Genomic DNA, 20,981 nt, shown 5'->3' on the forward strand with positions numbered 1-20,981 from the left:
ATTAATGCGTTCTGAGTAAATAATTAATTTGCTTATGCACCAGCGCGGTGCGCTTCACGACCCGGGGAGCGACCCAGACGATACTGCTGCCAGCCACCACGCCTAAAATTTCCGGTAGCTGGTGATAATCCAGAATACGCGCCACCGCGCGGCCATATCCGGCGACGGTGTGCACAAGGATAAACTCGCTATTGTGCTCGACGCTGACCACCATTTCGGACACGGTACGCGCGGCGTCGGGGGCAGGGCGCAGCTGGGGATTCAGCGAATAAATCTTTAGCCCTTTGGCATTTCGAATTTTTATGACGCCGAGCAATTTAAGCAGACGTGAAACGGTGGACTGGCTGATGGTCTCAAAACCACGCTCCTGCAAATCCCGGCGGATCTCCTCCTGAGAGAGATAGCTCTTTTCTGCGATCAGGCGCTGGCAGACCGTCAGCTGTAGTTGCTCTTTGGGAGAGTACTCTTCGTAATCCATCATAGTTCCCATATCAGTTCCTGTAATAACCGGTGGCACGGCACCGATCCGTAGGCCGGATAAGCGCAGCGCCATCCGGCAAATCACAACAAGGCACCCAGACTTAACGCCACCATAATCACCACCGTTAAAATGCCCAGCAGCGGCGCCACCCATTTCAGATAACGCACGTAGGGCACGCGGGCGATAGCCAGCCCGCCCATCACGACGGCAGAAGTGGGCGTGAGGAGGTTAACGATGCCGGAGGCCGACTGGTAAGCCGTCACCACCAGGTCGCGGTTGACGTTAGCGAAATCGGCAAGCGGCGCCATGATCGGCATCGTCAGAACGGCCAGGCCGGATGAAGAAGGCACAAGAAACGACAGCACGACCTCCAGCCAGTACATCACGTTGATAAACGCTACCGTGGACAACCCGCTGACCAGCCCTTCCGCGCTGTGCAAAATGGTGTGGGTAATCATCCCCTTATCCATGATGACTACGATACCGCGCGCGATGCCGATAATCAGCGCGACGCCCAGCAAATCTCGCGCGCCGTTGATAAACGTCGACGTCAGCTCCTCTTCGCTCATGCGGGCAATCAGGCCGACGATAATCGCGCTGGCGAGAAACACCGCGGAGATCTCCGCCATCCACCAGCCCAGCACCGCCACGCCGTAGATCATCACCGCGAAGGCGAGGGCAAAAATCACCAGGATGATTTTGCGCACCGGGGTGAATTCCAGCGACTGTTCGCCCTTGTCGCCGAGGAAATGGGCGCGGTTCTCTTCCTGTTTGTCTGCGACGATCGACAGCGACGGATCCTGGCGCACCTTACGGGCGTAGCGCATCACCCACGCCACGCAGATGACCCAGCCGATGACCAGCAGCGCCACGCGCAGGGCGATGCCGTTAGTGAAAGGGATCCCGGCAGCGTTGGCGGCGATCACCGTGGCAAACGGGTTAATGGTAGAGCCGAGCGTGCCGATCCCCGCCCCGAGCAGCACGGTAGAGGCGGCGACAACCGGATCGAACCGGGCGGCCAGCATCACCGGCACCAGCAGGGTGTAGAACGGCAGCGACTCTTCGGCCATGCCGTAAATCGTGCCGCCCGCGGCAAACAGCGCCATCAGGATCGGGATCATCCACTCCTCGCGCCCGCGCAGCCGGGTGGTAACGCGCTCGATCCCGGCGTCAATCGCCCCGGTTTTGGTGACGATCCCGAGAAAACCGCCGATGATCAGGATAAACAGCGCGACGTCGATCGCCCCGGCCTGGCCGGAGACCGGATCGTACAGCCCGGCGATGGGCGCCATCAGGACGGAAACCAGCCCCTGCGGATGTGCCGCCACGTGCGCGTACGTTCCGGCAATCGGGACTTCTTTACCGAGGGTTTCGTTCATCGCCATCTGGTACTGACCGGCGGGGACGACCCAGCTCAGCGCCGCCACAACGGCAATCAGGAAAAAGAGAATGGTGTAAGCGGAGGGAAACTTAAACTTGCCCATGATGTTCTCCTTAAACCCGGCGCACCCCGCGGCGCGCCGGGCGGTGATTAGTCGCCGAGTGTCGCCACCATGACCGCTTTAATGGTGTGCATGCGGTTCTCTGCTTCGTCGAAAACGATGGAGTTCGGTGATTCGAAGACCTCTTCCGTCACCTCCAGCCCCTTCAGGCCGTACGCCATCTCTATCTCGCGGCCCACTTTGGTGTGCTCGTTGTGGAACGCCGGCAGGCAGTGCATGAACTTGACGTTCGGGTTGCCGGTGGCCTTCATGACGTCTGCATTAATCTGATACGGCTTCATCAGGCTGACGCGCTCGGCCCAGGCTTCCTTCGGCTCGCCCATGGAGACCCACACGTCGGTGTAGAGGAAATCGGTCCCCTGCACGCCTTCTTCCACGTCGTCGGTGAGCGTGATACGCGCGCCCGTCTCTTTGGCGATGGCGCGGCACTGTTCAACCAGCCCGGCTTCCGGCCAGAAGGATTTCGGCGCGACGAGGCGGATATCCATCCCCATCTTGGCCGCGCCGACCATCAGCGAGTTGCCCATGTTGTTGCGCGCGTCGCCGAGATAGGCAAAGCTCAGCTCCGGCAGGGTTTTGCCCGGCGCGTGCTCCAGCATGGTCATCAGGTCGGCGAGGATTTGCGTGGGGTGGAACTCGTCGGTCAGGCCGTTCCACACCGGCACGCCCGCGTACTCGCCCAGCTCTTCGACGATGGCCTGGCCGTAGCCGCGGTATTCGATGCCGTCATACATGCGGCCCAGCACGCGGGCGGTGTCCTTCATCGACTCTTTATGGCCGATCTGCGAGCCGCTTGGGCCGAGGTAGGTGACCTGCGCGCCTTGGTCGAACGCGCCCACTTCAAAGGCGCAGCGGGTGCGGGTGGAGGTTTTTTCAAAAATCAGGGCGATGTTTTTCCCGACCAGGGTTTGCTTTTCGCGCCCGGCTTTTTTAGCCGCCTTCAGCTCGATGGCGAGGTCGATCAGGTACTGGATCTCCGCCGGGGTGTAGTCCAGCAGTTTCAGGAAGTTGCGGTTTTTCAGGTTGATGGTCATGGGTAAATCCTTTTTAAATTTGAATTAGTTACGAATCAACGTGCCTTTCTCGCCCGCGAGGATCTCCGCGCCGTCGGCCAGCGCGCCGATCCCGGCCATGCCGTTGCAGGCTTCAACAAACTCGCGGCAGGCGGCCACTTTCGGCCCCATCGAGCCGGCGTCGAACTGCATGCCTCTGAGCAGCTCCGGCGTCACCTGCGCCAGCGGGCGCTGGGTCGATTTGCCCCAGTCGAGATACACCGCGTCGGCATCGGTCAGGATCAGCAGGGCGTCGGCCTCTATCTGGCGCGCCAGCAGGGCGGCGGAGAGGTCTTTGTCGATCACCGCCTCAATGCCGCGATAGCCATTGGCATTCTCAACCACCGGCACGCCGCCGCCGCCGTTGCAGATCACCAGGTGGTCGCGCTGGATCAGCGCCGTGATGGCGTCGCTCTCGACGATGCGCTTCGGCTGCGGTGACGGCACCACGCGGCGGAAGTAGCTGCCGTCGGCCTTAAACACCCAGCCTTTTTCCGCGGCCAGCGCTTTTGCCTGGGCTTCGCTGTAGACCGGGCCGATGTATTTGGTGGGGTTGCTGAAGGCCGGGTCGGCGACGTCCACTTCTACCTGCGTGAGCAGGACGCTCACCTCGCGCTGCGGAAGATTGTTTTTCAGCGCCTGCTGGAGCATGTAGCCGATCATTCCCTGGCTTTCGGCACCGAGAACGTCCAGCGGGTAGGGCGTGACTTTGTCATAGGCGCTGTTCTGCAGCGCCAGCAGCCCGACCTGCGGCCCGTTGCCGTGCACCAGCACCACACGCCACTGTTCTGTTAATCCGGCGATGGTGCGCGCGGCCTGCTCGATGTTCTGGCGCTGGATCTCCGCTTCCAGTGGCTCGCCGCGCTTGAGCAGCGCGTTGCCGCCGAGGGCCACAACCAGAGTGGGTTTTCGTTCCATGATGGCTCCTTTAAATTCCGTCGCGTTCCAGCGGGCAGCTCATGCAGCGCGCGCCGCCGCGCCCGCGTCCGAGTTCGTCGCCAGGAATGGGCAGCACGGTGATGCCTGCTTTGTCGTACTTCTCGTTGGTCCAGACGTTGCGCTCGTAGCCAATCACCACGCCGGGGCGGATGGTCAGCACGTTGTTGGCGTCGTTCCACTGCTCGCGTTCGGCTTCAAAGGCGTCGCCGCCGGTGGTGATCAGGCGCACCTGGCTAATGCCGAGCGCTTTCTCGATAGCGTGCAGCAGGTCGGTCTCCTGGGTGCGAAGCAGGCCGCCGCGTCCGTCCGGGGTGAGCGTCCAGCACTGGGCGTCCTTGCGCACCACTTCCGGGTAGACGGAGAAAGTGTCCACGTCGATGTGGGTCATGACGGTGTCGAGGTGCATGCAGGAGCGGTGTTTTGGCAGCTCAACGGCGATCACGCGCTCGGCCTGACAGTGCTTAAACAGGCTGTTGGCGAGAAACTCCACGCCCTGCGGCGTCGTGCGCTCGGACATGCCGATCAGTACCGCGCCGCGGCCAATGACTAATACATCACCGCCTTCTAAGGTGGCGTGGTCGTAATTAATATTTTCGTCGCCGAAATACTTAATAAAATCGCCGTCGGCAAACGCCGGGTGCCAGCGATATATTGCCCTCAGGTTATTGGTTTCACGCTGACGGGCCGGTTTCGCCATTGGGTTAATAGAGACGCCGTTATAAATCCAGCACGAGGTATCGCGGGTAAATAAATGGTTTGGCAGCGGCTTCATAATAAAATCATTCGCCGTGTGGGTATCCACCACCATATTTTTAATGGCCGCCGGAATTTCGCCGTAGGTTAATCCGCCGCTTAACCTGCGCGCCAGTTCGCGGTGCGGCATATCCGCCAGCCAGCCGCGCACGTCGCCGGCAAAGGTGGGGCCGAGGCGGTAGTCAGAGATTTGGGTATCCAGAAGCCAGGCTTTCGCTTCTGCAATATCAAGGGTTTGTGTCAGAAGGTCGGTCAACAGCAGGACTTCCACACCCTGCTCGCGTAGCGTGTTGGCGAAGATGTCATGCTCCTCACCTGCCCGCTCAACCGAGAGCACGTCATCGAAAAGCAGCTCCTGACAGTTTGATGGCGTTAAACGTTTCAGACTTAAATTTGGGCGGTGCAGCATAACGCTACGCAATTGACCAATTTCAGAACCGACGTAATGCTTTTCCATAATTATTCCTTTAACTGTTTTTCAGAATAAAAAGGGCATGCGCCATGTGATGTGTTTAATTTCATGGCGGCTAAGCTCAATTGATTTCGTGATTCATACTAGGCAGTTAAATAATCCGTATTGTGATATTGCTCACGCGAAACTGGATATTAAACGGTTTGTTTTCATTTGCATGATTCGCATCAGATAATGATTAATTTCATATTATTGAGAGGTGAATAGCTAAGCAGGATCAGGTGGCATTATTTGAGGTTGTTATTATTTTGTAGATTTTAATCTTTTGAAATGTGTTGTTATGTGGTTGATTTTAAATGATAAATATTATACATAAGAATGGCTATGCAATTAACGTAATTAACTATTTTTGACTTAAGGAAAATCAATAAATAATTATGGTTTTTTAGAGCAATTTATCAAAACAGTAAAGTGTGAGACGGCAACGGGTTTTGTTAATTAGAGAGCATGATCAAGAGGTTAGAACAGTCGGATGATAAGCGCTGATCGAGGTTATGCATAACCTCTGCATAAATGCCTGGGCAGGATTAACAGTGGGTTAACACCTTTCCCGATAAACATGCGCTCGCGCAAACCTCCTCGAAAAAGGGCTGGTATGGCAGTCTTAACTCTCGTATAACTGATAAAAATGAAACGTTGTTTTACATAGAGGGATTTCACATGATTATCGGCAACATCCACCATCTGCAGTCCTGGCTGCCTGACGCGCTGCGTCAGGCCATTGAGCACGTTAAAGCCCACGTCACCGACGCCACGCCGCTCGGGAAACACGACATCAACGGCAACAGCCTGTTTTATCTGGTCTCGGAAGACATGACCCAGCCGTTCGCCGAGCGCCGCGCCGAGTACCACGCGCGCTATCTGGATATTCAGATCGTAATGAAGGGCCAGGAAGGGATGACCTTCAGCACCCTGCCGCACGGCACGCCGGACACCGACTGGCTGGCGGACAAAGACATCGCGTTCCTGCCTGAAGGCGAGCAGGAGAAAACCGTGGTGTTGAGCGAGGGGGATTTTGTGGTGTTCTGGCCGGGTGAAGTGCATAAGCCGCTGTGTGCGGTGGGGGCGCCGGCGCAGGTGCGTAAGGTTGTGGTGAAGATGCTGATCGGCTAAGCGGGTTTACTCCCTCTCCCTGTGGGAGAGGGCAGGGGTGAGGGCACCAGACCGCACCCACGCAATATGTGATCCAGCTTAAAATTCCCGCACTCCCTCTTCATCTCTCATTTACCTGCGCTTTTCCTGCGTCATAGTATGATCGTTAATTTAATGAACGCTGTTCTATAATGTAGAACAAAATGATTCAGCAAGGAGATCTCATGCCGCAGTCCGCGTTGTTCACGGGAATCATTCCCCCTGTCTCCACCATCTTTACCGCCGACGGCCAGCTCGATAAGCCGGGCACCGCCGCGCTGATCGACGATCTCATCAAGGCAGGCGTTGACGGCCTGTTCTTCCTGGGCAGCGGCGGCGAGTTCTCCCAGCTTAGCGCCGAAGAGCGCAAAACCATTGCCCGCTTTGCTATCGATCACGTCGATCGTCGCGTGCCGGTCCTGATCGGCACCGGCGGCACCAACGCCCGGGAAACCATTGAACTGAGCCAGCACGCGCAGCAGGCGGGCGCGGACGGTATCGTGGTGATTAACCCCTACTACTGGAAAGTGTCGGAAGCGAACCTGATCCGCTATTTCGAGCAGGTGGCCGACAGCGTCACGCTGCCGGTGATGCTCTATAACTTCCCGGCGTTGACCGGGCAGGACTTGACTCCGGCGCTGGTCAAAACCCTGGCCGACTCGCGCAGCAACATTATCGGCATCAAAGACACCATCGACTCCGTCGCCCACCTGCGCAGCATGATCCATACCGTCAAAGCCGCTCATCCGCACTTCACGGTGCTCTGCGGCTACGACGATCACCTCTTTAATACCCTGCTGCTCGGCGGCGACGGGGCGATCTCGGCGAGCGGGAACTTTGCCCCACAGGTGTCGGTGAATCTTCTGAAAGCCTGGCGGGATAAAGACGTGGCGAAAGCGGCTGAGTATCATCAGACCCTGCTGCAAATACCGCAGATGTATCAGCTGGATACGCCGTTTGTGAACGTCATTAAAGAGGCGATTGTGCTCTGCGGCCGCCCGATTTCCACGCACGTGCTGCCGCCCGCCTCACCGCTGGACGAGCCGCGCAAGGCGCAGCTGAAAACCCTGCTGCAACAGCTCAAGCTCTGCTGAGCCGGACGATAACCATGACCATCGAGAACATTTTCACCCCGCAGGACGACGCGTTTTATGCGGTGATCACCCACGCGGCGGGGCCGCAGGGCGCGCTGCCGCTGACCCCGCAGATGCTGATGGAATCTCCTAGCGGCAACCTGTTCGGCATGACGCAGAACGCCGGGATGGGCTGGGACGCCAACAAGCTGACCGGCAAAGAGGTGCTGATTATCGGCACCCAAGGCGGCATCCGCGCCGGAGACGGACGCCCGGTCGCGCTCGGCTACCACACCGGCCACTGGGAGATCGGCATGCAGATGCAGGCGGCGGCGAAGGAGATCACCCGCAACGGCGGGATCCCGTTTGCGGCCTTCGTCAGCGATCCGTGCGACGGGCGCTCGCAGGGGACGCACGGCATGTTCGACTCCCTGCCGTACCGCAACGACGCGGCGATCGTGTTTCGCCGCCTGATCCGCTCCCTGCCGACGCGTCGGGCGGTGATCGGCGTGGCAACCTGCGATAAAGGGCTGCCCGCCACCATGATTGCGCTGGCTTCCATGCACGACCTGCCGACCATTCTGGTGCCGGGCGGGGCGACGCTGCCGCCAACCGTGGGGGAAGACGCGGGCAAGGTGCAGACCATCGGCGCTCGCTTCGCCAACCATGAACTCTCCCTGCAGGAGGCCGCCGAACTGGGCTGTCGCGCCTGCGCCTCGCCGGGCGGCGGGTGTCAGTTCCTCGGCACGGCGGGCACCTCGCAGGTGGTCGCGGAAGCGCTGGGCCTGGCGCTGCCGCACTCCGCGCTGGCTCCGTCCGGACAGGCGGTGTGGCTGGAGATCGCCCGCCAGTCGGCGCGCGCGGTGAGCGAGCTGGATAACCGCGGCATCACCACGCGCGATATCCTCACCGACAAAGCCATCGAAAACGCGATGGTGATCCACGCGGCGTTCGGCGGCTCCACCAATTTACTGCTGCACATTCCTGCCATCGCCCACGCGGCGGGCTGCACGATCCCGGACGTTGAACACTGGACGCGCGTTAACCGCAGGGTGCCGCGCCTGGTGAGCGTGCTGCCCAACGGCCCCGACTATCACCCGACCGTGCGTGCCTTCCTCGCGGGTGGCGTGCCGGAGGTGATGCTCCACCTGCGCGATCTCGGTCTGCTGCATCTGGACGCCATGACCGTAACCGGCCAGACGGTGGGCGAGAACCTCGACTGGTGGCAGGCATCCGAGCGTCGGGCACGTTTCCGCCAGTGCCTGCGCGAGCAGGACGGCGTGGATCCGGATGACGTGATCCTGCCGCCGGAGAAGGCAAAAGCGAAAGGGCTGACCTCGACGGTCTGCTTCCCGACGGGCAACATCGCGCCGGAAGGATCGGTGATCAAGGCCACGGCGATCGATCCGTCGGTGGTGGGCGAAGATGGCGTGTACCGCCACACCGGCCGGGCGCGGGTGTTTGTCTCGGAGGCGCAGGCAATCAAGGCCATCAAGCGGGAAGAGATTGCGCAGGGCGATATCATGGTGGTTATCGGCGGCGGGCCGTCCGGCACCGGCATGGAAGAGACCTATCAGCTCACCTCCGCGCTGAAGCATATCTCGTGGGGCAAGACGGTGTCGCTCATCACCGATGCGCGCTTCTCAGGCGTGTCTACGGGCGCCTGCTTCGGCCACGTGTCGCCGGAGGCTCTGGCGGGCGGGCCGATTGGCAAGCTGCGCGATAACGACATCATCGAGATTGCCGTGGATCGTCTGACGTTAACTGGCAGCGTGAACTTTATCGGCACGGCGGACAACCCGCTGACGCCGGAAGAGGGCGCGCGCGAACTGGCAGTCAGGCAGACGCACCCGGATCTGCACGCCCATGACTTTTTGCCGGACGATACCCGGCTGTGGGCGGCACTGCAGTCGGTGAGCGGCGGCACCTGGAAAGGCTGTATTTATGACACCGATAAAATTATTGAGGTAATTAACGCCGGTAAAAAAGCGCTCGGCATTTAATTATTTTCTGAGATAAAACCGTCTGCGGGAAATATTCCGTGGACGGCTTTGTCATTTCTGTTATTTAGCAATATAAACAATGATTTGAGATATATCGTTGGCGTCACAAAAGCAAAATAACGTAATTCAGAAATAAGATATGACCATTGCTGGTTAATTGAACAGCTCATTACACTCCATTAACACGATGTTGTAATTCAGCACACTACATAAGGGTGTAATTCTGATGACGCAATTAACCATGAAAGACAAAATTGGCTACGGGCTCGGTGACACCGCCTGCGGCTTCGTCTGGCAGGCCACGATGTTCCTGCTGGCCTACTTCTACACCGACGTCTTCGGCCTGTCGGCGGGCATTATGGGTACGCTGTTTTTGGTCTCCCGCGTGCTCGACGCCGTCACCGACCCGCTGATGGGGCTGCTGGTGGACCGCACCCGAACGCGGCACGGCCAGTTCCGCCCGTTCCTGCTGTGGGGCGCCATCCCGTTTGGCATCGTCTGCGTGCTGACCTTCTACACGCCGGACTTCTCCGCGCAGGGCAAGATCATCTACGCCTGCGTGACCTACATTCTCCTGACCCTGGTCTACACCTTCGTTAACGTCCCGTACTGCGCCATGCCGGGCGTCATCACCGCCGACCCGAAAGAGCGGCACGCCCTTCAGTCCTGGCGCTTCTTCCTGGCGGCGGCGGGCTCGCTCGCCATCAGCGGCATCGCGCTGCCGCTGGTGAGCATCATCGGTAAAGGGAACGAGCAGTTGGGCTATTTCGGCGCCATGTGCGTGCTGGGCCTGAGCGGCGTGGTGCTGCTCTACGTCTGCTTCTTTACCACCAAAGAGCGCTATACCTTTGAGGTGCAGCCGGGCTCGTCGGTGGCGAAAGATCTTAAGCTGCTGCTGGGCAACACCCAGTGGCGGATCATGTGCGCGTTCAAGATGATGGCGACCTGCTCCAACGTGGTGCGCGGCGGGGCGACGCTCTACTTCGTGAAATACGTGATGGATCACCCGGAGATGGCGACCCAGTTTTTACTTTACGGCAGCCTCGCTACCATGTTCGGCTCGCTCTGCTCTTCCCGCCTGCTGGGGCGCTTCGACCGCGTTACCGCCTTCAAGTGGATCATCGTCGCCTACTCGCTGATCAGCCTGCTGATTTTCGTCACCCCGGCCGAGCACATCGCCCTGATTTTCGCCCTCAACATTCTGTTCCTGTTCGTCTTCAACACCACCACGCCGCTGCAGTGGCTGATGGCCTCTGACGTGGTGGACTACGAGGAGAGCCGCAGCGGTCGCCGCCTCGACGGGCTGGTGTTCTCCACCTATTTGTTCAGCCTGAAGATTGGCCTGGCGATTGGCGGGGCGGTAGTGGGCTGGATCCTGGCGTACGTGAACTACTCCGCCAGCAGCAGCGTGCAGCCGGTGGAGGTGCTCACCACCATCAAAATTCTGTTCTGCGTGGTGCCGGTGGTGCTCTACGCGGGCATGTTCATCATGCTGTCGTTCTACAAGCTCACCGACGCCCGCGTGGAGGCCATCAGCCAGCAGCTGATCAAGCACCGCGCATCGCAGGGCGAGGCCGTTCCCGACGCCGCGACAGCCGCATCCCATTAACCGGAGGCACTATGCAAATCACTAACCCGATACTCACCGGCTTCAACCCGGACCCGTCCCTGTGCCGCCAGGGCGAGGACTACTACATCGCCACTTCGACCTTCGAGTGGTTCCCGGGCGTGCGCATCTACCACTCCCGCGACCTGAAAAACTGGTCGCTGGTCAGCACGCCGCTGGACCGCGTGTCGATGCTGGACATGAAGGGCAACCCGGACTCCGGCGGCATCTGGGCGCCGTGCCTGAGCTACGCCGACGGCAGGTTCTGGCTGCTCTACACCGACGTGAAGATTGTCGATTCGCCGTGGAAAAACGGCCGCAACTTCCTCGTCACCGCGCCGTCCATTGAGGGGCCGTGGAGCGAGCCGATCCCGATGGGCAACGGCGGGTTTGACCCGTCCCTGTTTCACGACGACGATGGCCGCAAATACTATATCTACCGCCCGTGGGGGCCGCGCCACCACAGCAATCCGCACAACACCATCGTGATGCAGGAGTTTGACCCGCAGACCGGCACCCTCTCGCCCGAGCGCAAAACGCTGTTTACCGGCACGCCGCTCTGCTACACCGAAGGCGCGCACCTGTATCGCCACGCGGGATGGTATTACCTGATGGTCGCCGAGGGCGGCACCAGCTACGAGCACGCCGTCGTGGTGCTGCGTTCCAAAAATATCGACGGGCCGTACGAGCTGCACCCGGACGTGACGATGATGACCAGCTGGCACCTGCCGGAGAACCCGCTGCAGAAGAGCGGCCACGGCTCGCTGCTGCAGATCCACACCGGGGAATGGTACATGGCCTACCTCACCAGCCGCCCGCTGCGCCTGCCCGGCGTGCCGCTGCTGGCCTCCTGCGGGCGCGGCTACTGTCCGCTGGGGCGCGAGACCGGCATCGCCCGCATTGAATGGCGCGACGGCTGGCCGTACGTGGAAGGCGGCAAGCACGCGCAGCTGATCGTGAAAGGCCCACAGGTGGCCGAGCATCCTGCATCCATTCCGGGCAACTGGCGGGAGGATTTTGACTCCAGTTCGCTCGACCCGGAACTGCAGACCCTGCGCATCCCGTTCGACGACACCCTCGGCTCGCTCACCGCGCGGCCGGGCTATTTACGGCTCTACGGCAACGACTCGCTCAACTCGACCTTCACCCAGTCAACGGTGGCGCGCCGCTGGCAGCACTTCGCCTTCCGGGCCGAGACGCGGATGCAGTTTTCGCCGGTCCACTTCCAGCAGAGCGCGGGGCTGACCTGCTACTACAACAGTAAAAACTGGAGCTACTGCTTTGTGGACTACGAGGAGGGGCAGGGCAGAACGATTAAGGTTATCCAGCTCGACCACAACGTGCCGTCATGGCCGCTGCACGAGCAGCCGATTCCGGTGCCGGAGAGCGCGGAGAGCGTCTGGCTGCGGGTGGACGTGGATACGCTGGTCTACCGCTACAGCTACTCGTTCGACGGCGAGACGTGGCACGCCGTGCCGGTCACCTATGAGGCGTGGAAGCTGTCGGACGACTACATCGGCGGGCGCGGCTTCTTTACCGGCGCGTTTGTGGGGCTGCACTGCGAGGATATCAGCGGCGACGGCTGCCACGCGGACTTCGACTACTTCACCTACGAGCCGATCTAACGGCTCAGGCCGGGTAGCCCAGCGCGCGTGATAGCTCGAGCCCGGCCTGCTGAAGCTGCTCGCGGAAATTAGCCAGCTCGGCGTCGTCCACGCGGGAGGTCAGCGTCGACAGGCTCAGGGCGGCGATGACGCGGGATTCATGGTTCCACACCGGCACCGCCACGCAGCGCACGCCCTGCTCGTTCTCTTCGCGGTCGATGGCGTAACCCTGCTCGCGGGTCTGCGTCAGGGCGGTCATTAACGCTTCGCGTGAGGCAAGGGTAGCGGGCGTAAAGGTCGTGTACTGATAACCCTCCAGCAGGGCGTTCAGCTCGGCCTCGCCCAGCCAGGCAATCAACACCTTGCCGATGGCGGTGGCGTGAACCGGCAGGCGGCGGCCGATGCGCGAATAGGCGATGGCCGCCAGCTTGCCTTCAATCTTCTCAATATAAACCCCTTCACGCCCGTCCAGGATCCCCAGATGGGTCGTCTGCCCGGTCCGCTGGGACAGCTCCGTCAGCCAGCCTTTCGCCTTCTGGCGAATATCGATGGAGCCCACGACGAAATGACCTCGCTCGACCAGCTTCATGCCGAGGCGATATTTGCCGTTCTCCGGGTTCTGATCGATATAGCCGTGAAGCTGCAGGGTTTTCAGCAGCGAGTGGAGGGTGCTCTTGCTCAGCCCCATCAGTTTGCTGATGTCGGTGATCTTAAGCTCGGTGGCCTGCTCGTTGAACAGGTCGAGGATCTGCAACGCACGTTCAACAGACTGAATAATCGGCATAATGCTGGCATGTCCACGCTGGAATTAAGGCGAAAACGTACCTTTTTCGGGGTGAAAAATCAATGAAATGGAGCCGGTGTTCTCCCTCTCCCCGTGGGAGAGGGCACCAGACCGCAGAGGAGTCAATCACTCCCCAAGCGTCGCCACCATCACCGCCTTAATCGTATGCATCCGGTTTTCCGCCTGGTCAAACACGATGCTCGCCGGCGACTCAAACACCTCGTCCGTCACTTCCATCCCGCCGTGCAGGTCGAACTCCTTCGCCATCTGCTTGCCGAGCGTGGTCTGGTCGTCATGGAACGCCGGCAGACAGTGCAGGAACTTCACGTCCGGGTTGCCGGTAAGCGCCATCATCTGCGCGTTCACCTGATACCCGCGCAGCAGCGCAATCCGCTCCGCCCACTTCTCTTTGGCTTCGCCCATCGACACCCACACGTCGGTATAGATAAAGTCCGCACCCTTCACGCCCGCCGCCACGTCTTCCGTCAGCGTGATTTTCCCGCCGTGCTTCTCCGCCAGCGCAGCGCACTCCGCCACCAGGCTCTCTTCCGGCCAGCAGGCTTTCGGGGCCACCAGGCGCAGGTCCAGCCCGGTCAGCGCCGCCGCTTCCAGCATCGAGTTGCCCATGTTGTTGCGCGCGTCGCCCGCGTAGACCAGCGTCATCTCGTTAAACGCCTTGCCCGGCAGGTGCTCCTGCATGGTCAGCAGGTCCGCCAGCAGCTGCGTCGGGTGGAACTCGTTGGTCAGCCCGTTCCACACCGGCACGCCCGCATATTGCGCCAGCGTTTCGACCACTTCCTGGCCGTGGCCGCGATACTGAATGCCGTCGTACATCCGCCCGAGCACCCGCGCGGTGTCCTTAATTGACTCTTTATGCCCAATCTGGCTGCCGCTCGGCCCTAAATAGGTAACGCGCGCGCCCTGGTCAAATGCGGCAACTTCGAAAGAGCAACGTGTACGGGTCGAGTCTTTTTCGAAGATGAGCGCGATGTTTTTACCGGTAAGCTTTTGTACTTCCTTGCCCTTTTTTTTATCGGCTTTGAGCTGTGCGGCAAGGGTCAGCAGAGAGGTGAACTGTGCAGGGGTAAAGTCGAGCAATTTCAGAAAGTGTTTCTTGTACAGATCAGACATTTTATCCTCACATGGCGAATGCCACTTATTGAATTAAAATTCACTTTATATGTGTAATTATTCATTTGCAACCCCGTTTCACAATTCTTTCCAACAAAGGTGGAGGCAAACCCGTCCGTGTGTGAAAATAGAAGTATCTGCCGCACTTTAAAGAGGATTGAGCCATGGCAAACCCGGAACACCTGGAAGAGCAACGCGAAGAGACGCGTCTGATTATTGAAGAACTGCTGGAAGACGGTAGCGATCCGGACGCGCTGTACACCATCGAGCACCATTTCTCTGCGGATGATTTCGACGCGCTGGAAAAACTGGCGGTAGAAGCCTTCAAGCTGGGCTACGAAGTGACCGAGCCGGAAGAGCTGGAAGTGGAAGAGGGCGACACCGTCATCTGCTGCGACATCCTGAGCGAAGGCGCGCTGAAGGCGGAGCTGATCGACGCGCAGGTCGAACAGCTGATGAACCTGGCCGAGAAGTTTGAAGTGGAATACGACGGCTGGGGAACCTACTTCGAAGATCCGAACGGTGAAGACGGCGAAGAAGGCGACGACGAAGATTACGTCGACGAAGACGACGATGGCGTGCGTCACTAAGCGTTTCAGGCGGTGGCGCGCGCCACCGCTTTTTCAAGGCAGAACCATGGATTACCCGCAGATACTCGCCCCCGTACTCAACTTCCTCCAGTGCCCGACCCCGCAAGCATGGATTGATAAAGCCCGCGACCCGGTGAACCTGTCGCTGCTGCTCACCGACCACATGGTATGCGAGCTCAAGGCCGCCCAGACCGCGCTGCTGCTGGTGCGTAAATACGTCGCCGACGAAAGCGGTGCCGACGCGCTGCTCGACTGGCTCAAGCCCTACGAACAGTTCACCTTCCGCGACGGCCCGGAGCCGGACTTCATCGCCCTGCACAGGCAGATTGGCAAAAGCGTGATGCCCAAAACCGACGATCCGTGGGGCCAGGCGCTTATCGACAGCATGGTGCTGCTGATTAAAGAGGAGCTGCACCACTTCTGGCAGGTGCGCGAGGCGATGCTGGCCCGCAACATTCCGTACGTCAAAATCACCGCCAGCCGCTACGCCAAAGGGATGCTGAAAGAAGTGCGCACCCACGAACCGCAGACGCTGATCGACAAGCTCATCTGCGGCGCCTACATCGAAGCCCGCTCCTGCGAACGCTTCGCCGCGCTGGCCCCGTTCCTCGACGACGACCTGCAGAAGTTCTATCTTTCGCTGCTGCGCTCGGAAGCGCGCCATTATCAGGACTACCTGACGCTTGCCCGGCAGGTGAGCGACGACGATATCTCACCGCGCATAAAGCTTTTTGGCGAAATTGAAGCCACACTTATCTCGACACCGGACCACGAGTTTCGCTTCCACAGCGGCGTGCCGGTGTAAACCGGCACAACTCAAGGATAAGGATGCGAGATGAATAAAACGTGGACCCGTACCGTGATGGTTGTTGTGGTGGCCGCCGCCGTGGCGTTCTGGGTGTTTTTCGACAGGCAGCGCGCGCCGGAACGGCAGATGGATTCCGCCCTTAACGCGATGCCCGCCTGGCAGGTGATTAAGGAGCAGGAGCCCGCGCTGCATCAGCGCATCCTCGACCAGATGGCCGCCCTGCAAAAAGCGGGCGAGCCGGAGCAGCAGATTATCGACACCATTCAGCCGCAGATCCTGCATTTGCAGATGACGCGCCTGCAAAACGCCCCGGACGCCAACGTGGTGAACTACATGACCATCAACATGGAGCAGACCGCCGCCATCCAGAAGGTGAGCAACGACGCCTGCTTCCGCTTCCTCTACCCGATGGTGAAGGGCGGCATCAACCCGATGCGCATGCTGGATAAAGATTTGATGGCGCGGCGCATGCAGGCCGACGCCGACATGATGCGCGCGGCCTACGGCAAAAATCGCCACACCGTGACCCCGGCCGAGCGCGAGGCGGCAGTCGAAGACGTGCGGCCGATTATGAAGGTGCTTGCCGATAAGTACGGCGAGGACATCCAGTTGCTGCAGATGCCGGAAAAGGCGGCGGGCAAAGAGAAGCTCTCCTGCGATATGGTGCAGGAGATGTGGGCGAAGGTGCTGGCGCTGCCGGAGCAGAAGGCGGCGGGTGTGATTCGGCTGGCGGTGTCTGAGCTGGAGTGACAAAGGGCGCTGGTTTTTTGGGCACTTAGCGCGGGTTTAGCGCGTCGTCGCTTGCATGGCGGCGCGCGACAGGTATAATCCACAACGTTTCCGCATCCCCTTCAGTGCCGAAGTGGCGAAATCGGTAGACGCAGTTGATTCAAAATCAACCGTAGAAATACGTGCCGGTTCGAGTCCGGCCTTCGGCACCATTAGTACTTCCAAGATCATCCGAGAAAGTCCATTAAACCCTTTAAGATCAACGCTTGCAGCGATTTTTACGTCCTGAGTTGTCCGTGATAGTCCGTAGAAATCCGGATATCATTGGGGGCATCTTAACTTCGATAAGAAATGTGCCCTCAGATGAAGCTCAACGCCAGACAGGTCGAGACTGCAAACCCAGAACATAAAACATACAAAATGTCGTATGGAAGGGGTTTCTATCTAAAGGTTTTGGCCAAAGGTCATTAAATAATGGCACATGAAATACAGACGTCCCTCAGAAAAAAGTGGATCATCTCACTTTTGGTGTTTGGTCTATTTTGACGCTTGCGCATGCAAGAACAAAGCGTAATGAAGCTAAAACTGATAGTCTAGGGCATTGACCCAAAAGCAGAATAGAAAGAAGCTGAGGTCGAGAATTTTTGGGCATGGATTTTTCGAAGCTATCACTCGTGAATGGTATGCCGGTAACAAGCGATGATGTGAAGATGTTTAAATACCTATATTCGGGCTATCCAGTTTGCGGCGATTTTACCGCTTTCGCAGAGGGGAGTGGTACTAAATATTCTTTTGGAGCAGATGAGTATGTTATTGGAAAATGAATTAATTATATTAAAATTCATCTGATTTATTTTTTATTTATTGTATTGTTGGGTTACAAAAAACATCGACATGACTGATAGTATGAGAAACTGCAGAATCCGGAGTTTGTTGCAATATAAAAATATTGTGACGGAATGAATACTAAAATCAATTATGCATAGTAGTAAAGTGAATGGAAGATATTCACCATTCAAAAGTTATTGATTGCTAATCCTCAAAAAATAATGAATGAACGGCATGGATATTTATCTAAAACTTCACTATCTTGGTTGAAATAAATAAAGTCCAAGTGGAGAATATTTATTATAATCAATGGGTTATTGATGAAATGGGTGTCATGGTAATGAGAGTATAAAAATGATAACTTGAAATTAAGTTTATTGTTTATTATTTGGATTTTATTTAGTTGGAGGTTTTTTGAGTCCGCCTTCACTCTAATCGAGGTGATAATTAACCTCTTTAACTGGGCTTTATATTTTATATCTACTCGAATAATCATGGATTATTATTTACAATGCATCATTAATATTTATTGTTTTGGTATTGAGTAAGGTTAATTCTTAATTAATAATAACTATCCAGTTGATAGCAGTAATAATAAAATAATCTGACTGGCATATATAAATTAACTGAAATTGATGGCGGTTCAGTATGTATAAATATTTAGATATTAGTAATGAATTACTATAGTGCATATAAATTTTTAACCTTGATTATTTTCCAGTGTAACACTTTCTTAATCAATCCGGAAATAAAAAGTAAAATAATCATGGCAAGATGACATCTTGAAACGTATATGTAAATTATACTATGATATTTTCAATGATCTTTTATGGTGAGAAGGCGTAAATCTACGCCTTCATTACAGAAATTTTTTCTTTTATTGTGCTGAAATTGGTATTATCTCATTTCATATTGCTCGTTTTGTTTCTATATTAATAATATTATTTTCAATAAAGTCGATAGCTACTGCTTTAATAACAGGTACTGATACACCATTCCCCATTTGCTTGTAGACTGCATTATCATCTTCAAGCAATAGATAGGACTCAGGATAACCTTGTATTCTAGCGCATTCTCTTGGCGTAATCCTTCGTAGTATATTATTATGATATATACCTAATCGATTACTATCAGAAGCCGTCAAAGTAATACTAATACTATCTGGATCTAAGAATTTGAAAACTTCAAAAGACATATTCCCACAAACCGGATTATATAAACCATCTTTTATCGATAAATAACCTTTTTGGATTAATGACTTTGTCACTTCATCAAAATCAATAGAAGAGTAAAAAGTCATTATTTGCTCTTTAGAAAGGCTCTTACCATCCTTGTGTGTCCCGAATATTTTTTTACGCCGGTTGGATATTAAAAGATTCATGAAATTAATTTCCTCAGGCGTACATTCACCTTTTATACCTAATTCCCATGAATGAAGTGATTTTCCACCTCTATAATCAATGAGGCGATATCCATGGATCTCATTAAGGTCCGGATGAGCCTTTCTAATCATGTTTTGGAATTTTTGGCTACATACGTATTTTTCATCGACGATCGGATCTAATATATCTTTGATATATTTTATGTTGTTAAATTCTTTGACTTTATTTTTAAAATCATGCGAATCTACAGCACCGAGATTAGTTCTTAATGACATTTTAGGTTGAGTATTAAGCACACCAAAAATGTAAATGCGAACTCTATTTTGTGGTACTGAAAAAGAACTACTATTGAGCAAAAGATAGTCAACGCCATATCCTAGTTCTTTTAACGTGTTTTCAATGACTTTATATGTATTACCTTTGTCATGACTAATTAAACCGCGCACGTTTTCTAATAAAAAAAACTTTGGTTTTTTTTCTTTTAATATTCTTGCAACATCAAAAAATAAAGTTCCTCTAGTATCTTCAAAACCTTTTCTCTGCCCAGCGTGAGAAAAGGCCTGGCAAGGAAAACCAGCCAGAAGAAAATCGAAATCTGGTAATGTACTGGCATCAACTTTGGTTATGTCACCATATGGATTTTCACCAAAATTTAATTGATAAGAGAGGCAGGCTTTTTTGTCAATCTCGCAGCTATAGACACATTCGTGTTTTATAGAAAGCTGATTCATGGCTTGTTCGAAGCCCAAGCGTATTCCGCCAGTTCCAGAAAAAAGGTCAATAAATTTAATCACTTAACACCTCTCTAACCCAATTGCATAGCAGTGATAATTCTTCATTAGAGAATGCAACAGTACAATCGCTATACTCACAAATTACGGAGACAGCAGATCTTCGCTGAAAATTCCCTGCACCATCAATTATATAGGCAATATGATATCCATTATTATGCATGTCTACCATTCTATTATGAGCGCTGGCTGCCTTACGTTCAATGGTGCTGTTGGTTGTAACTTGGAAGCTTATTTCAATTCCAATAATTTTGCTATCTTTTTTTATAACAATATCAAACGGACTTCTTATTTCACCAGAGTTTGTATGGAGAAGTATTTTTCCGTTACTTATTACAGAGTAATCTGAACCTAGGTTTTCTGAGATAAATGATTTAACGTATTTTTGTAACAGTTGTCCGCTGGTGTTAGCCTTTGCTCCCCCAGTAATTTTACTTACATAAATGTAACGCTGTTTGATATATTCATCTAAAACTTCTTTCACTCCCACTCGTGCAGCCATATCACATGCGCAAAGGTTAGCATGTTCAGCAGAGGAGCTAAATGCTCCGTACATCAAAATCATTATCATATCTTTATATATCGAAGTTAACGCATGTGGTGTTTGAAGACTTTCACCATCTAATTTAAGTTTAGTGTTATTTAGTCCCTTTACAGGTAGAGCCTCAAATCGATATTCAATTTCTTGAGTATCTAATGTAATAAACATTTTAAATTCATTTGATTCAGTATTTTTTTCGAAAATCGAGGCAAACTCACGTCCTAAGCGTTGAATAGGTTCTCCGCCATAATCCAGGATAACACAAAGATGTTTAAGAAAAAGATTAGCAGGCATGCCACTTGATTCAATAAGTGTGAACAATGTTTGTGGGTTGTTATCTTTATAAAGGGATAGTATAGATATGAAATCGTCTTGGCTCGCTAATAGTTGTGGAATTATACTTGTGCTAGATTGTTCATCTACAATGCTTTGTGGCCACCAATTTACTGCGTGCTGTCTTAATTCTTCAATGGTACGTTGATACATTTTCATTCTCCTTTTCTTCTTATTTTAACATTGTATAATAAAAAAATCATCTTTGTTTTAATTGTTAGGGTTAAGCATAACTTTTGTAAATAGCAAAAAATTATTTTTAATGTCAAATGTTTTTTATGGCTATAGTATTGAATGAAAGAAATAATTATTTTCTGAATCACCCTCTCATTTTTAATAAATTAATGGATAAGGTTGCTTTTGTTTTTATATTTAGTAGTATGATGGGTAATATAAATAAAACCTAACGAAAAAGGTTTTATGAAAGGGGAAGTAACTAGAGATTCGC

18 protein-coding genes, 1 tRNA gene and 1 pseudogene are annotated in these 20,981 nt (G+C 54.6%); 10 read left to right on the top strand and 10 right to left on the bottom strand.

The features are described from left to right. Position 1: 1 nt before the first annotated feature. From F0320_RS02350 to arcA, 5 genes are all read right to left on the bottom strand, one after another. A complete protein-coding gene (locus tag F0320_RS02350) occupies positions 2 to 481 on the bottom strand; it encodes an arginine repressor (RefSeq protein WP_029739272.1) in 480 nt (159 codons plus the stop codon). A gap of 80 nt (positions 482 to 561) precedes the next feature. Next, entirely contained in the window at positions 562 to 1,965 is a 1,404-nt protein-coding gene (locus tag F0320_RS02355) for a YfcC family protein (protein WP_149323804.1), read from the bottom strand. Positions 1,966 to 2,012: 47 nt separating this feature from the next. Next, complete coding sequence (argF, locus tag F0320_RS02360) at positions 2,013 to 3,017, bottom strand: ornithine carbamoyltransferase (RefSeq protein WP_032647051.1); 1,005 nt, start codon at positions 3,015 to 3,017, stop codon at positions 2,013 to 2,015. A 24-nt stretch (positions 3,018 to 3,041) separates the two neighbouring features. Then, positions 3,042 to 3,953 (bottom strand): carbamate kinase, encoded by a 912-nt coding sequence (arcC, locus tag F0320_RS02365; protein ID WP_126328938.1) that lies wholly within the window; start codon positions 3,951 to 3,953, stop codon positions 3,042 to 3,044. A gap of 10 nt (positions 3,954 to 3,963) precedes the next feature. Next, on the bottom strand, positions 3,964 to 5,184 hold the full coding sequence (arcA, locus tag F0320_RS02370; RefSeq protein WP_149323805.1) for an arginine deiminase: 1,221 nt from the start codon (positions 5,182 to 5,184) through the stop codon (positions 3,964 to 3,966). 675 nt (positions 5,185 to 5,859) lie between these two features. Here arcA and F0320_RS02375 point away from each other — a divergent pair. From F0320_RS02375 to F0320_RS02395, 5 genes are all read left to right on the top strand, one after another. Beyond that, positions 5,860 to 6,312, top strand: a complete 453-nt coding sequence (locus F0320_RS02375) for a YhcH/YjgK/YiaL family protein (protein WP_126328936.1) — start codon at positions 5,860 to 5,862, stop codon at positions 6,310 to 6,312. A 203-nt stretch (positions 6,313 to 6,515) separates the two neighbouring features. Beyond that, positions 6,516 to 7,424: a 2-keto-3-deoxygluconate aldolase gene (gene yagE, locus F0320_RS02380; RefSeq protein ID WP_126328935.1), complete on the top strand. Its 909-nt coding sequence runs from the start codon at positions 6,516 to 6,518 to the stop codon at positions 7,422 to 7,424. Positions 7,425 to 7,438: 14 nt separating this feature from the next. After that, a complete protein-coding gene (yagF, locus tag F0320_RS02385) occupies positions 7,439 to 9,406 on the top strand; it encodes a xylonate dehydratase YagF (protein ID WP_126328934.1) in 1,968 nt (655 codons plus the stop codon). A 226-nt stretch (positions 9,407 to 9,632) separates the two neighbouring features. Beyond that, the gene (locus F0320_RS02390) at positions 9,633 to 11,015 is read left to right on the top strand and encodes an MFS transporter (protein WP_126328933.1); all 1,383 of its coding nucleotides are present in this window, start codon (positions 9,633 to 9,635) and stop codon (positions 11,013 to 11,015) included. A gap of 11 nt (positions 11,016 to 11,026) precedes the next feature. Continuing rightward, positions 11,027 to 12,637, top strand: a complete 1,611-nt coding sequence (locus tag F0320_RS02395; protein ID WP_126328932.1) for a glycoside hydrolase family 43 protein — start codon at positions 11,027 to 11,029, stop codon at positions 12,635 to 12,637. 4 nt (positions 12,638 to 12,641) lie between these two features. On the opposite strand, the gene xynR is transcribed toward F0320_RS02395, so the two are convergent. The 3 genes from xynR to argL form a co-directional block, all read right to left on the bottom strand. Next, positions 12,642 to 13,400, bottom strand: a complete 759-nt coding sequence (gene xynR / locus F0320_RS02400; protein ID WP_126328931.1) for a DNA-binding transcriptional repressor XynR — start codon at positions 13,398 to 13,400, stop codon at positions 12,642 to 12,644. 126 nt (positions 13,401 to 13,526) lie between these two features. Then, the gene (gene argF, locus F0320_RS02405) at positions 13,527 to 14,531 is read right to left on the bottom strand and encodes an ornithine carbamoyltransferase (RefSeq protein ID WP_126328930.1); all 1,005 of its coding nucleotides are present in this window, start codon (positions 14,529 to 14,531) and stop codon (positions 13,527 to 13,529) included. Beyond that, entirely contained in the window at positions 14,501 to 14,596 is a 96-nt protein-coding gene (argL, locus tag F0320_RS02410; RefSeq protein WP_214516355.1) for a putative translational regulatory protein ArgL, read from the bottom strand. Before argL ends, argF (F0320_RS02405) begins: the two co-directional genes overlap by 31 nt. A 99-nt stretch (positions 14,597 to 14,695) precedes the next feature. Between argL and rraB the strand changes: the two genes are divergently transcribed. The 5 genes and pseudogenes from rraB to F0320_RS02435 all read left to right on the top strand — a co-directional run. Beyond that, on the top strand, positions 14,696 to 15,121 hold the full coding sequence (gene rraB, locus F0320_RS02415; RefSeq protein ID WP_029739283.1) for a ribonuclease E inhibitor RraB: 426 nt from the start codon (positions 14,696 to 14,698) through the stop codon (positions 15,119 to 15,121). Positions 15,122 to 15,167: 46 nt separating this feature from the next. Then, entirely contained in the window at positions 15,168 to 15,926 is a 759-nt protein-coding gene (gene miaE, locus F0320_RS02420) for a tRNA isopentenyl-2-thiomethyl-A-37 hydroxylase MiaE (protein WP_126328929.1), read from the top strand. Positions 15,927 to 15,956: 30 nt separating this feature from the next. After that, a complete protein-coding gene (locus F0320_RS02425; protein ID WP_126328928.1) occupies positions 15,957 to 16,679 on the top strand; it encodes a topoisomerase II in 723 nt (240 codons plus the stop codon). A gap of 106 nt (positions 16,680 to 16,785) precedes the next feature. Further along, a tRNA-Leu gene (locus F0320_RS02430) sits at positions 16,786 to 16,870 on the top strand. Between the two features lie 151 nt (positions 16,871 to 17,021). Further along, positions 17,022 to 17,358, top strand: a pseudogene (locus F0320_RS02435) (Arm DNA-binding domain-containing protein); the annotation flags it as partial. Positions 17,359 to 18,393: 1,035 nt separating this feature from the next. Here F0320_RS02435 and F0320_RS02440 read toward each other — a convergent pair. Then, positions 18,394 to 19,662 carry a DNA cytosine methyltransferase gene (locus tag F0320_RS02440; RefSeq protein ID WP_126328922.1) on the bottom strand — a complete coding sequence of 423 codons (1,269 nt, stop codon included), beginning with the start codon at positions 19,660 to 19,662 and terminating at the stop codon, positions 18,394 to 18,396. Beyond that, entirely contained in the window at positions 19,655 to 20,686 is a 1,032-nt protein-coding gene (locus tag F0320_RS02445) for a DpnII family type II restriction endonuclease (protein WP_126328921.1), read from the bottom strand. Before F0320_RS02445 ends, F0320_RS02440 begins: the two co-directional genes overlap by 8 nt. Positions 20,687 to 20,981 lie beyond the last annotated feature (295 nt).

This window comes from Enterobacter dykesii (assembly GCF_008364625.2).
Lineage (GTDB): Bacteria > Pseudomonadota > Gammaproteobacteria > Enterobacterales > Enterobacteriaceae > Enterobacter > Enterobacter dykesii.